The organism is Actinacidiphila yeochonensis CN732, from assembly GCF_000745345.1.
Classification (GTDB): Bacteria; Actinomycetota; Actinomycetes; order Streptomycetales; family Streptomycetaceae; genus Actinacidiphila; species Actinacidiphila yeochonensis.
Genome location: NZ_JQNR01000003.1, coordinates 1,164,760 through 1,177,666, shown reverse-complemented (window position 1 = coordinate 1,177,666; position 12,907 = coordinate 1,164,760). Strand labels below are relative to the sequence as shown.

The 12,907-nt window shown below is 74.7% G+C and carries 9 protein-coding genes; 6 read left to right on the top strand and 3 right to left on the bottom strand.

All coding sequences use genetic code 11. The annotated features are described in order from the left end of the window. Positions 1-61: 61 nt before the first annotated feature. Positions 62-850, top strand: coding sequence for a S16 family serine protease (locus BS72_RS06490; RefSeq protein WP_037907106.1), 789 nt, complete (start codon positions 62-64; stop codon positions 848-850). Between the two features lie 115 nt (positions 851-965). Here BS72_RS06490 and BS72_RS06485 read toward each other — a convergent pair whose 3' ends face one another. Beyond that, positions 966-2,537, bottom strand: coding sequence for an MFS transporter (locus BS72_RS06485; protein WP_107498671.1), 1,572 nt, complete (start codon positions 2,535-2,537; stop codon positions 966-968). A gap of 591 nt (positions 2,538-3,128) precedes the next feature. Continuing rightward, positions 3,129-3,599 carry an Lrp/AsnC family transcriptional regulator gene (locus BS72_RS06480; protein ID WP_037907103.1) on the bottom strand — a complete coding sequence of 157 codons (471 nt, stop codon included), beginning with the start codon at positions 3,597-3,599 and terminating at the stop codon, positions 3,129-3,131. Positions 3,600-3,722: 123 nt separating this feature from the next. Here BS72_RS06480 and hppD point away from each other — a divergent pair, with 123 nt between their 5' ends. Together hppD and BS72_RS06470 are read left to right on the top strand one after the other, a co-directional pair. Beyond that, positions 3,723-4,847 (top strand): 4-hydroxyphenylpyruvate dioxygenase, encoded by a 1,125-nt coding sequence (gene hppD / locus BS72_RS06475; RefSeq protein WP_037907101.1) that lies wholly within the window; start codon positions 3,723-3,725, stop codon positions 4,845-4,847. 107 nt (positions 4,848-4,954) lie between these two features. Further along, positions 4,955-6,325: an FAD-binding oxidoreductase gene (locus tag BS72_RS06470; RefSeq protein ID WP_037907100.1), complete on the top strand. Its 1,371-nt coding sequence runs from the start codon at positions 4,955-4,957 to the stop codon at positions 6,323-6,325. A 133-nt stretch (positions 6,326-6,458) separates the two neighbouring features. Here the strand turns inward: BS72_RS06470 and BS72_RS06465 are convergent, their stop codons facing one another. Then, positions 6,459-6,989, bottom strand: coding sequence for an SsgA family sporulation/cell division regulator (locus BS72_RS06465; protein WP_078901057.1), 531 nt, complete (start codon positions 6,987-6,989; stop codon positions 6,459-6,461). Between the two features lie 310 nt (positions 6,990-7,299). Here BS72_RS06465 and BS72_RS06460 point away from each other — a divergent pair, with 310 nt between their 5' ends. The 3 genes from BS72_RS06460 (at position 7,300) to BS72_RS06450 (ending at position 12,870) form a co-directional block, all read left to right on the top strand. After that, positions 7,300-8,448: an RDD family protein gene (locus tag BS72_RS06460; RefSeq protein ID WP_051950712.1), complete on the top strand. Its 1,149-nt coding sequence runs from the start codon at positions 7,300-7,302 to the stop codon at positions 8,446-8,448. Between the two features lie 576 nt (positions 8,449-9,024). Beyond that, a complete protein-coding gene (locus BS72_RS39455) occupies positions 9,025-9,456 on the top strand; it encodes an RDD family protein (protein WP_037907095.1) in 432 nt (143 codons plus the stop codon). A gap of 996 nt (positions 9,457-10,452) precedes the next feature. Further along, positions 10,453-12,870 carry an immune inhibitor A domain-containing protein gene (locus BS72_RS06450; protein ID WP_037907093.1) on the top strand — a complete coding sequence of 806 codons (2,418 nt, stop codon included), beginning with the start codon at positions 10,453-10,455 and terminating at the stop codon, positions 12,868-12,870. Positions 12,871-12,907: the final 37 nt, after the last annotated feature.

Sequence of the window (12,907 nt, the reverse complement as noted above, 5' to 3'; positions counted from 1 at the left end):
CGCGGGGGCCGGGAAGCACCGTCGGGGAAGCCACCCCCGAGCCCCGGATAAGCTTCTTCGCATGCTTGCGCTCTCCCGCCGGACGGTGACCCTGGCCCTGTGCGCCGTGGTGGTCGTCGCCCTGGCGCTCGTCGCCGCCCTCGCGCCGCTGCCGATCTCCATCGTGGAGCCCGGTATCACCGCCGACGTCCTGGGCGCCGACAAGGGCACCCCGGTGATCACCGTCAGCGGCGTCCAGGTCCGCCGTACCAGCGGCCAGCTGCGGATGGTCACCATCGCGGCCACCGCGCCGAACACCACCGTGCGCTTCTCGGACGTCGCGCGGGCCTGGTTCGCCGACGACCGGGCGGCGATGCCGCGGGACTCCGTCTACCCCACGGGCGGCTCGGTCACGGCCATCAACAAGGCCAACGAGAAGGAGATGGTCCAGTCCCAGCAGGACGCGACCGCCGCCGCCCTCAAGCACCTCGGGCTGTCGTCCTCGCAGGTCAAGGTGACCCTGCGGCTGGCCGACGTGGGCGGCCCGAGCGCCGGCCTGCTCTTCACCCTCGGCATCATCGACAAGATCGACGGTGACGGGCACGGCGGCGACCTCACCGGCGGCCGGACGATCGCCGGTACCGGGACGATCACCGAGGGCGGCACGGTCGGCGCGGTCGGCGGGGTGCCGCTCAAGGAGCAGGCGGCCCGGCGTGACGGCGCCACCGTCTTCCTCGTGCCGCGCGCCGAGTGCTCGGACGCCACGGCGGAGCTGCCCGGCGGGCTGAAACTGGTCCCGGTGACCACGCTCGACGGCGCGCTGACCGCCCTCGCCGACATCCGCGCCGGCCACGCCACCCCCACCTGCTGACACCGGCGCCACCCGCCGGCACCGGCAGGGGCACCCTCCGCGCGACGCGGACCGTCCAGGCGGCCCGAGGCGGCCGGGGTGATCGATGCGCAGCCGGTGGCAGCCGGCGGGGGGCTCAGCCCGTCGGGGCCGCGTCCAGCGGTGCGGGCGCGCCGGCCGAGTCCCAGGCGCGGAAGGCCGGCATCACCAGCGGGCTCAGCGTCGTCAGCAGGTAGATCGAGCTGACGACGGCCATGGCGGTGGTCAGGCCCGCGTACTGGACGGCGTAGCCGCCGACCAGCCCGCCCAGCGGCACCGCGACCAGCACGCCCGAGCTGACCGCGCCGAAGACCCGGCTGCGCAGCCGTTCGGGCACCAGCCTGACCAGCTCCGAGCCGATGATCGGGTTGATCACACCGCCGGCCAGCCCGCAGAGCACGCACACCGCGACCAGCGGCGCCAGGTGTCCCGGCACGAAGGCCCCCACCAGGGTCCGCGGGAAGCCGGCGAGCAGGAACCCGCCGATGAACAGGGTCCGCTGCGAGAACCGGTGCCCGACCACGCCGTACAGCAGCGTCCCGCACAGCGCGGCGCCGGCGAAGGTGCCGGTGACCACGCCCAGGCTGACCGAGCCGCCCAGCCGCTCGCGGGCCTGCACCGGCAGCAGCACCGCCGACCACGCCTGGTCCAGCGCGTTCGTCATCATCACGATCCCGACGATGGCGAAGAGCAGCCGGGCCCCGAGGAGGTAGCGGAAGCCCTCCCGCAGGTCGGTGCGGTAGCCCGCCAGGGCGGCGCGGACCCCGCCGGCCGCCGGCTGCTCGGACCGCCGGCGCTGTACGGCGCCGCGCGCGCCGACCCCGACCAGCACCGCGGAGACGGCGAACGTACCGGCGTCCAGCAGCAGCAGGTTGACCGCGCCGAGCACGGCCACCAGGACGCCGGCCAGCGGCGCGCCGATCATCCGCGCTCCCCGGTAGGCGCCCTCGTAGGCGCTGTTGGCCCGCTGGATGCTCGTACCCGCCCGGACGGCCAGCGCGGGCACCAGCACCTCGCGCGCCGTGTCCCCGGGCGCGCGGAACAGGCCGCACAGCACGACCAGCGCGACCAGCCGGCCGAAGGTGAGCCCGCCGAGCAGGTGGAGCACGGGTATCGCGGCCGTCGTCAGGGCGCAGACCGCGTCGGAGCAGACGCTGGACGCGGTGACCCCGAGACGGTCGATCAGCGGGCCGCCGAGCACCGCGGCCACCACCACGGGCACGGCGGACGCGAACGCGACCACCCCGGCCCGCGCCGCGCTGCCCGTGGTGGCCAGCACGAACCACGGCACGGCGACGAGCGTCAGGGTGCCGCCCATCATGGAGATCACGCTGGCGGCGAGGAGCAGCGCCAGCGGACGGCGGTCGCGCGGCGCGTCGCCCGGCGCGGGCTCCTGGCCGCGGTCCTCCTCCGCCTCCCGCGAGTCGTCGGCCGGCTCCGCCGGGACGGCCGGTTCCGCCGCGTCCGAGGGCCCTGGCGGGGTGATCGGGTCCAGCAGCCCGCCATGAGGCGGACCGTCAAGAGACGGGCCGTCAGGAGACGGCGCGCCGGCGTCCGGGTCGGCGCCGTCCGGCGCGCCGGACCGCTCCCTGGGACCTGACCCCTCGGGGCGGCGGGCGGCCGGGGCGCCGGCGGCGGACGGTGCGGCGGACGGGTCGCGCGGGCTCAAGGCGGTATCCCCCAGATAGTCGGGTGGTCGGGTGGTCGGGTGGTCGGCGGTTGCCGAAGGACGGTCGACGGTCCGGCCGGTGGTCAGCCGGCGCGGCGGGCCCAGCGGACGCGGGCCGGTGGGCGGGGGCGGACCGGGGAGCCGTCGTCCGCCGGGCCGGGCAGCGGCCCGGCCGCCGGCGGCTCCGCACGCCACCTCGGGCGCCCGTGGGCAGCGTCCGAGGACCCCGCCGCACCACCCGCGCGGGCACCCCGGGCAGCGCCCCCGGGCGCGGGGGCGGCTGGGGCGTGAGGGGCGCGGCAGGAGTCGTGGGGCGCTGTTGGCACGTCCTTACCGTAGAGAGCACACAGATCCTGCGCAGTCGTCTTACGCAAAAAACCTGTCGCTCTTCACCGCGTTCCGGTTCCGGTCGCCGCCCGGACCGCTCCGCCCGCCGTACGTCCTCCTGCGCCGGCCCGCCCCGGCTCTCCTTTCGTCCGTTTGCGGCCCGTCCCCGTCCCCGTCCCCGTCCCTGTTCCCGTTCCCGTCCCCGTCCCTGTTCCCGTTCCCGTTCCCGTCCCTGGTGGTTCCTCGTTCCCGTCCCGCCGCGGATCAGCCCTCGCGCGCGGCCTGTTCGACCAGCGGGATGATCCGCAGCCGCACCGGGGTCTCCAGCGCGATCACCGTGGAGGCCCGCACGATGCCCTCGATGCCCACCACCCGGTCGATCACCCGCTGGAGGTCGGCGTTGGAACGCGCCACCAGGCGGCACAGCATGTCACCCTCGCCGGTGATCGTGTGCAACTCCAGCACCTCCGGCACCCCCGACAGGTGCGTCCGCACGTCGGTTCCCTGGCCCTGCCGGATCTCCAGCGTGGCGAACGCCGTGACCGGATAGCCCAGCGCCGCCGGGTCCACCTGCGGCCCGAAGCCCCGCACCACGCCCCGCTCCAGCAGCCGGTCCAGCCGGGCCTGGACGGTGCCGCGCGCCACCCCCAGCCGGCGCGACGCCTCCAGCACGCCGATCCGCGGCTCCTCGTCCAGCAGCGCGATCAGCCGGCCGTCCAGCGCGTCGATCCCCATCCCCGCCCGCCTCCGTGGTCATCATGTACGGATTGCCGGGACGATCGTCACCTCGGCTGTACAGGTTGTCCAGCGGAATCCGCACCTGTTGCGCACTCTGAACGGGGGCGGGAGGCTCGTAGCATGACCGCTCCCAAGGGCACCGAGGACGCTTTCCCCGTCAAGGGCATGGACGCCGTCGTCTTCGCCGTCGGCAACGCGAAGCAGGCGGCGCACTACTACTCCACCGCGTTCGGGATGCGCCGTACGGCCTACTCCGGACCTGAGAACGGCAGCCGCGAGACCGCCTCCCACGTCCTGGAGTCGGGCGGCGCGCGGTTCGTGTTCACCTCCGTGGTCAAGCCGGCCACCGAGCACGGCCGCTTCCTGGCCGACCACGTGGCGGCCCACGGCGACGGCGTCGTCGACCTGTCCATCGAGGTGCCCGACGCGCGCGCCGCCTACGCGCACGCCGTCGGCAACGGTGCCACCGGTCTCGTCGAGCCGTACGAACTCCGGGACGAGCACGGCACGGTGGTGCTCGCCACCATCGCCACCTACGGGCAGACCCGGCACACCCTGGTCGACCGGAGCGGCTACGACGGCCCCTACCTGCCCGGCTACGCCGCCGCCGGGCCGATCGTGCCGCCGCCCGCGCGGCGCTCCTTCCAGGCGGTCGACCACTGCGTGGGCAACGTCGAACTCGGCCGCATGGACGAGTGGGTGACCTTCTACAACAAGGTCATGGGCTTCACCAACATGAAGGAGTTCGTCGGCGACGACATCGCCACCGAGTACTCCGCGCTGATGTCCAAGGTGGTCGCCGACGGCTCCCGCAAGGTCAAGTTCCCGCTCAACGAGCCCGCGGCCGGGAAGCGGAAGTCGCAGATCGACGAGTACCTGGAGTTCTACGGCGGCCCCGGCGTGCAGCACATCGCGCTGGCCACCAACGACATCGTCGCGTCCGTACGGGACATGAGGGAGGCGGGCGTGGAGTTCCTCGACACCCCCGACTCCTACTACGACACCCTCGGCGAGTGGGTCGGCGACACCCGGGTGCCGATCGGGACCCTGCGCGAACTGCGCATCCTGGCCGACCGCGACGAGGACGGCTACCTGCTCCAGATCTTCACCAAGCCGGTCCAGGACCGCCCGACGGTCTTCTTCGAGATGATCGAGCGGCACGGCTCCATGGGCTTCGGCAAGGGCAACTTCAAGGCGCTGTTCGAGGCGATCGAGCGCGAGCAGGAGCGGCGCGGCAACCTCTGATCCCCAGTCAGCGGCGCCCGGCACCGGTCCACTTCCGGCCCGTCACCGCGAAACTCGCAGGTGGCGGGCCATTGAGGCGGCCCGCACGGAGGTGCGAGGGTGTGCCCATGCACGACACACTCATCACCGCGCTGGCCGCCGGCCTGCCCGCCGAGGCGCTGATCACCGACCCCGACGTGGTCGCCGCCCACTCCCGCGACATGGCGGGCTTCACCGAGGTCGGCACGGCCGCCGCCGTGGTCCGCCCGCGCACCGTGGAGCAGGTCCAGCACGTCATGCGCACCGCGAGCGGGCTGCGGGTGCCGGTGGTCCCGCAGGGCGCCCGTACCGGGCTGTCGGGAGGCGCCTCCGCGGTGGACGGCTGCGTCCTGCTGTCCCTGGAGCGGATGGACCGCGTCCTGGAGATCGACCCGGTGGACCGGGTGGCCGTGGTCGAGCCCGGCGTCGTCAACGCCGTGCTCTCCAAGGCGGTCGGCGAGCACGGCCTCTGCTACCCGCCGGACCCGTCGAGCTGGGAGCAGTGCACGGTCGGCGGCAACATCGCCACCGGCGCCGGCGGCCTGTGCTGCGTGAAGTACGGGGTGACGGCCGAGTACGTGCTCGGCCTCGACGTCGTGCTCGCCGACGGGCGGCTGCTGACCACCGGCCGGCGCACCGCCAAGGGGGTGGCCGGCTACGACCTCACCCGGCTGTTCGTCGGCTCCGAGGGCACCCTCGGCGTGGTCGTCAAGGCGGTGCTGGCGCTGCGCCCGGCGCCCCGCCCGCAGTTGGCGCTGGTCGCCGAGTTCCCCTCCACCGGGGGCGCGGGGCGCGCGGTGAGCGCGATCATGGCGAGCGGCCACGTGCCGTCGCTGCTGGAGCTGATGGACGGCACCACCGTCCGCGCGGTCAACGCGATGGCGAAGATGGGCCTGCCGGAGACCACCGAGGCGCTGCTGCTGGCCGCCTTCGACAGCGAGGACCCGGCCGCGGACCTCGCCGCCGTCGGCGCGCTGTGCGAGGCCGCCGGCGCCACCGACGTGGTGCCGGCCTCCGACCCGGAGGAGTCGGAGATGCTGCTCCAGGCCCGCCGGCTGTCGCTGACGGCGTTGGAACGGGTGAAGCCGTCCATGCTCATCGACGACGTGTGCGTGCCGCGCGGCCGGCTCGCCGAACTGCTCGACGGGGTGGCCGCCATCGCCCGGCGGTACGACCTGGTGATCGGGGTGTGCGCGCACGCCGGCGACGGCAACGCCCACCCGGTGGTCTGCTTCGACGGCACCGACGAGGCCGAGGCCGGGCGGGCCCGCGAGTCGTTCGACGCCATCATGGAGCTCGGCCTGTCGCTGGGCGGCACCATCACCGGCGAGCACGGCGTGGGCACCCTCAAGCGCGAGTGGCTGGCCCGCGAACTCGGCCCCACCGGGCTGGAGGTGCAGCGCGGCATCAAGGCCGTCCTCGACCCGCTCGGCCTGCTCAACCCGGGCAAGGTGCTCTGAGGCCGGGGCCTTGGGAGTCCGGGCCTTCGGGTCCGGGGCGCCGGGCCCCGGACCGTGCGGCGGCCCGGGGCCGTACGGCCTGGGCCCGTGCGGCCCGTTCGGCCCGGGCCCGGCGCCCTGGCCGGACGGCCGGTCAGGCACCGGCGTCCGGGGCGTCCTCCGCGCCCGGGCAGGCAGGGCGGGCCGGGCGGGCCGGGCCGCCGGGTCGGCGCGGCGGGGTGGGGCGGCCGCGCAGCCACACCTCGTCGCCGGCCGCAGGGGCCAGCAGCCTGGTCAACGCGTCCTCGATGGAGAGCTGTTCGTGCTCGGTGCCCGGTGGCACCGCGCGCAGCGTCCGTTCCAGCCAGGCGGCCACCTGCGGGGCCGGCGCCTCCAGCAGCGCGTCGCCGTCCGGCGAGCTGAGCGCGAGGCACAGCACCGCGCGCCCGTCCGCCTTCGTCGGCCAGATCCGCACGTCGCCGCTGCCGCACGGCCGGAACACCCCCTCCACGATCAGCTCGCGGGCGAAGGTCCAGTCGACCGGCGCCGCCGAGCCGATGTGGAAGGTGATGTGCACAGCGAACGGGTCGTCCGTGCGGTAGGACAGCCGTGCCGGAACCGGAATGCTCCGCTCCGGTGACAGCACCAGCCGCATTTCGAGTTCGCGTTCCACCACGTTCTGCATGAGTCCGACGTCCTTTCCTCGGCGCGGTGGCCCCAGGGGCGGGTGGCGTGTTCGGGGCCCGCACCTGGAGAGAGCGCGTGACTGGGCCACCATTACGCGGGAGCGGGCGCATCGGTCCGGATTTCCCGAACGCCTGACGGCGGCCCGCCCGCCGGGGTATTGGCGTGCTGGGGGAGTGGTGGTCGCCGGGCCGGGCCCAACGGGCGCCGCGGTCTGGTAGATGTGGACGTTGCCACCCCCGGCCGAGCAGATACGGATTCCGTGCACGATGAGCGCTCCACCGTCCGGCTCCCCAGGCTCCCCAGGTTCCATGCCCGGCGCTCCCGCCCCGGGCTACTACCCGGACCCCTCGATCCCGCGGTACGTCCGCTACTGGGACGGCTCCGCGTGGGTTCCCGGCACCAGCCGGCCGGCCCCGTCGGACGGCGGCGCGCCCCCGGCGGCCCGTCGGCGCGGTGGTCCGGCGCTCGACGAGTCCGGCCCGATGTTCCTCGACGAGGACCCGGCCGCCCCCGTCGCGCAGTACGGCCCGGCCGCCGCCCAGCTGCCCGACCCGCGTGCGCCGCAGGGGGGTTGGCCTGCCGCCGCCGGGGCCCCGGGGCCGGGCGCGCCGACCGGTGACCCCGAGCGGCGGCTGCCGCCCGGCCCCAACCCGACGGCTCCGCCCGGACCGGGGGCGCCGCGGATCTCCTGGGGCGCGGAGCGGGCCGCCGCGCCGTTCGCGGGGGACGCGTCCGCGCCGCCCTTCGGCGGTGGACCCGTCGGCGGCGTCCCGGCCCCGGCTCCGACGCCGGCCCCGGCCCCGGCTCCGGCTCGGGTCCCTGAGACGGGCCAGGGCCAGGGCCAGGGCCAGGGTGCCGAGGGGCCGGCCGCCGTGCCGTGGGCCGCGCAGGTGCAGGACCTGGCGCGGGGCGAGGGGCCGGTGGTGCCCTGGAAGCCGGTCGCGGCCGACCCGTTCGCGTCGGCCCGCGCCGACGCCCGGCCGGGCGGCCTGGTGCGGCGGCTGCTCGCCCGGCTGGTCGACACCGTGCTGGTCGGCGCGGTGACCGCGGTGGCGGCCGTCCCGCTGGGCTCGGCGGCCTACCACCACGCCAAGGACAAGGTCGACCAGGCGAAGCTGACCGGCCGTACGGTCCGGGTCTGGCTGCTCGACGGCACCACGGGCACGCAGCTGGGCGCCGTCCTGGCCGTCTTCCTGGTCGCCTGCCTGCTCGTCGAGGTGCTGCCGACCGCGCGTTGGGGGCGTACCGCGGGCAAGCGGCTGACCGGCCTGAAGGTGCTGGACATCGAGGCCCAGCAGCCGCCCGGCTTCGGCGCCAGCCTGCGCCGCTGGCTGGTCCGTACGGTGCTGGACCTGCTGCTGGTCGGCGTCGTGGGCGTGGCCTGGTGCCTGTGGGACCGGCCGTGGAAGCAGGGCTGGCACGACAAGGCCGCGCGCACGTTCGTCGCGGGCGGCTGATCCGCGGAACCGAGCCGGGGAGCGGAGTCGGGGAGCGGAGCTGGACGACAGGCCGGGGCCTGCCCGGGGCGTGGGCGGGTGACCCTTCCGGGTGGCCGTACGGATGGGGATCGGCGGTACTCCGATCGGCGTCCGTCGGCGGGCGGGCCCGCCCGCCCGGGGGTTGACTCGGGGCATGAGCACCGACCAGCCGCCGCCCGGCCCACCTGACGACCCGTTCGGCAACCGGCCTCCTCAGGGCGGCGGCCCCGGTGCGTCCGGCGGGTCGCCGTACGACCGGCCCGGCGGCGGGCAGCACCCGGACCAGCCGCCCCCCGGCAGTCCGTACGGCGGCGGCCCCTACGGCCCGCCTCCCCCCGGCGGCCCGCGCAACCCGTACGAGAAGGGGCCCTGGGAACAGGGCGGCCAGGGCGGCCAGGGCGGAGGCGGCGACTGGGGCCGCGGCGGCCAAGGGGGAGGCGGCGACTGGGGCCACGGCGGTCCGGGCGGCGGCCCCGGGGGCCCGGCGGTCCTGGCGGCCCGGGGGGTCCCTACCAGCAGGGACCGTACGGCGGCGGCCCTGACCCGTTGGCCGGCATGGCCCCGCTTGCCGAGCCGGGACGGCGCGTACTGGCGCGGATCATCGACATCGTCATCGTGCTGATCCCGTCGTTCCTGCTGGACTGGGCGGCCGTCGGCATCCACGGCGACAACTTCTCCACCGGCCGCTCGGCGGTCGGCGGCGTCTTCACCGCCGGCATCGGCTTCCTGTACGAGTTCTTCATGACCCGCGCCAGCGGCCAGACCGTCGGCAAGCGCATGATGGGCCTGCGGGTGGCGATGCTGAACGACGGCAGCGTGCCCGTGCCGAACGCCGCGGCGGTGCGGGCGCTGATCCTGTGGCTGCCCGCGTTCTGCTGCTCGTGCTTCTGGTTCCTGATCATCGGCCTGACCGTGTTCTCCGACCGCCCCTACAAGCAGGGCGTCCAGGACAAGGCGGCCAAGACCGTGGTCGTCCAGGCGACCTGACGGTGCGGCCGGATCACTCCGCCCGGGAGCCGGCGCCCGTCCGCGCCGCCGCCCGCGAGCGTGCCGCGCGGGCCGAGCGGTTCGAGCGGGCCGGGAACGCCAGGACCGTGCGGTGCCGGGGGGCGGGCGGCGAAGGGCCGGGCCGGCGCCCGGGACGGTGGCCGGCGGGGACGCGGACGCGGGAGAGGGCGCGGGCGAGGGCCGGGAGACGGCGGCGCGGCCGCCGGTCAGGACGGCGACCACCGTGCCCAGGAGCAGAGCGCCGAACGCCACCGCCGCCACCGCCGTGCCCGAACGCGCACCGGACAGCGCCAGCACCGCGACGGTGGACAGGACGACGGTCGCCGTACCGGCGGCGACCTGCGCGGTCGTGGGTCGCGGCACGCGCTGCGTGCGCTGCGTGCGCTGCGTGCGCTGCGTGCGCGGTGGAGGCGGTGGAGGCGGCATCGGAGGGTTCCGTCCTTGAGGGGAGGCCGGGGAGCGGCGTGCGCGGCCGGCTCCATGGCTTTCGGGATGCCCCGCGGTATCGCCAGGTAAGCATTGCCTCACCAACGGCGCGGTGCACGCAGGGGGCGCACGGGGTCGCAGAGAGGCGGGGCACGCGGCGCGCCTGCGCGCTGGTTCCCAGGTCCGGGCGGGTCCCGGGGCGCGGCGGGTCCGGGCCTCGGGCGGGTCCGGCGGCGCGGTGCTCCGGGCTCCGGCAGGGCAGTGCTCCGGGCCCGGCAGGGCAGTGCTCCGGGCTCCGGCAGGGCGGAGGTTCGGGCTCCGGCGGCGCGGTGCTCCGGGCTCCGGCAGGGCGGAGGTTCGGGCTCAAGCGGCGCGGAGCTCCGGGCCCCGGCAGGTGCGGGGCCGCAGCGGTCGACAGCCGGGACTGTCCGGTCAGCGGAGCGGGCAGCCCGGAAGGCGGGCAACCTAACGGGACGTCATGAGCAAGTCAAGATCTGTCTTTTCGGTTCCCCATCCGGTGCAATGGCCTTTCCCAAGGGGAGGTCAAGAATGGTGAAAAGACCGTGGGGGGCCCGCCGTGGCGCGGCCCTCGCCGTCGCGGCGGCCCTGCTCGGGGTGCCGGCGACCGCCGTGTCGGCCGCTGCCGCCGACCATGCGGCGGTACCGGCCGCCGCCACCGCCGCGGCTGCCGTCCACGACCCCGCGCAGAGCGAACCGCACGATCTGCCGGGCCCGTTCAGCAAGCAGCAGGCGGCCGAGCACTCCGCGGCGCTCCAGCAGGTGGTCGCCGGCAAGACCGCGGTGCAGCACCGCGGCGGCTCCGACGTCGTCCAACTCGGCAAGGGCAAGGGCAAGAAGAGCAAGTACGTCGAGCTGGGCCGGGAGAAGACGGACAAGATCTTCACCATCCTGGTCGAGTTCGGCGACCAGGTGGACAGCAGCACCACCTACGACCCGGACGGCCCCGACGGCCCCGAGCCGCCCGCCGCCAAGTACGGCGGCCAGCCCGGCCCGGCGCACAACACCATCGCCGAACCCGACCGCGGCCAGGACAACTCCACGGCCTGGCAGGCGGATTACAACCAGCAGCACTTCCAGGACCTGTACTTCTCGCACGACCAGGACAAGGAGTCGCTGGCCAAGTACTACGAGAAGCAGTCCTCGGGCCGCTACTCGGTGGAGGGCCAGGTCTCCGACTGGGTCAAGGTCCCCTACAACGAGGCCCGTTACGGCTCGGACTGGTGCGGCTCCACGATCTGCTCCAGCTCCTGGGACCTGATCCGCGACGCCACCACCGCCTACGTCGCCGACCAGAAGGCCCAGGGCGCCACCGACGCCCAGATCAAGGCCGACCTCGCCCAGTACGACCAGTGGGACCGGTACGACTACGACGGCGACGGCGACTTCAACGAGCCCGACGGCTACATCGACCACTTCCAGATCGTCCACGCGGGCGAGGACGAGTCGGCCGGCGGCGGCGCCCAGGGCACCGACGCGCTGTGGGCCCACCGCTGGTACGCCTACGGCAGCGACGCCGGCCGCACCGGCCCGGCGGGCGACAAGGCCGGCGGCACCGAGATCGGCGACACCGGGATCTGGGTCGGCGACTACACCCTCCAGCCGGAGAACGGCGGCCTCGGCGTCTTCGCCCACGAGTACGGCCACGACCTCGGTCTGCCGGACGAGTACGACACCAGCTACGTCGGCGAGAACAGCACCTCGTTCTGGACCCTGATGTCCTCCGGCTCCTGGATGGGGACCGGCCAGAACGCGATCGGCGACCTGCCCGACGACATGAGCGCCTGGGACAAGCTCCAGCTCGGCTGGCTCGACTACGGCACCGCCAAGGCGGCGACCCGCTCGACCACCAAGCTCGGGGTGGCCGAGTACAACACGAAGGACAAACAGGCCCTGGTGGTGCAGCTGCCCGACAAGGCCGTCACCACGACCGTCGCCACCCCGGCCGAGGGCAGCACGCAGTGGTGGAGCGGCATGGGCGACAACCTGTCGAACACCCTCACCCGCCATCTGGACCTCACCGGCACCTCCAGCGCCTCGCTCGGCCTCAAGGGCTGGTGGGACATCGAGGACGGGTACGACTACCTCTACGCCGAGGTCTCCACCGACGGCGGCGCGAACTGGACCGCGCTCGACGGCACCGCCAACGGCAAGGCCCTGCCGCGCGACGGCGGCGACGTCCCCGCCCTGACCGGCACCTCCGGCGCGTACGAGGACCTCTCCTACCCGCTGGACGCCTACGCCGGCCAGCAGGTCGAGCTGCGCTTCCGCTACCAGACCGACGGCGGGGTGGCGCAGAAGGGCTTCGCGGCCGACGCGATCACCGTCACCGCCGACGGGCGGACCGTGCTCAGCGACGGCGCCGAGGACGGCGACAACGGCTGGACCGCCGACGGCTTCTCCCGCATCGGCGCCTCCTTCGCCAAGGACTACCCCGAGTACTACGTGGTGGAGAACCGGGAGTACACCTCGTACGACGCCACGCTGCGCACCGGCCCGTACAACTTCGGGTGGACCTCGACCCGGCCCGACTGGGTGGAGCACTTCCCCTACCAGAACGGCCTGCTGGTCTGGCTGTGGGACACCTCGCAGGCGGACAACAACGTCGGCGAGCACCCGGGCAGCGGCGAGATCCTGCCGGTCGACGCGCACGCGAAGCCGCTGCTGTTCTCCGACGGCACGGTGATCCGCAACCGCGTGCAGGCGTACGACGCCACCTTCAGCGAGCACGCGGTGCCGGGCTTCACCGTGCACCAGGACGGGGTCGCCACCCGGATCAAGGCGGAGCCGGGCGTGCCGGTCTTCGACGACCACAGCGGCACCTACTGGTACGCGAGCAACCCGTACGGCAGCGTCCAGGTGCCGGACACGAACACCCGGATCGGCATCCTGCGGGAGGCGGGCGACGGCAGCACCGTCACGGTCAGTGTCGGACCGGCCCACCGGTGACCCCGAGGTGACGGTAGGTGTCCGAAATCGTCCAGAT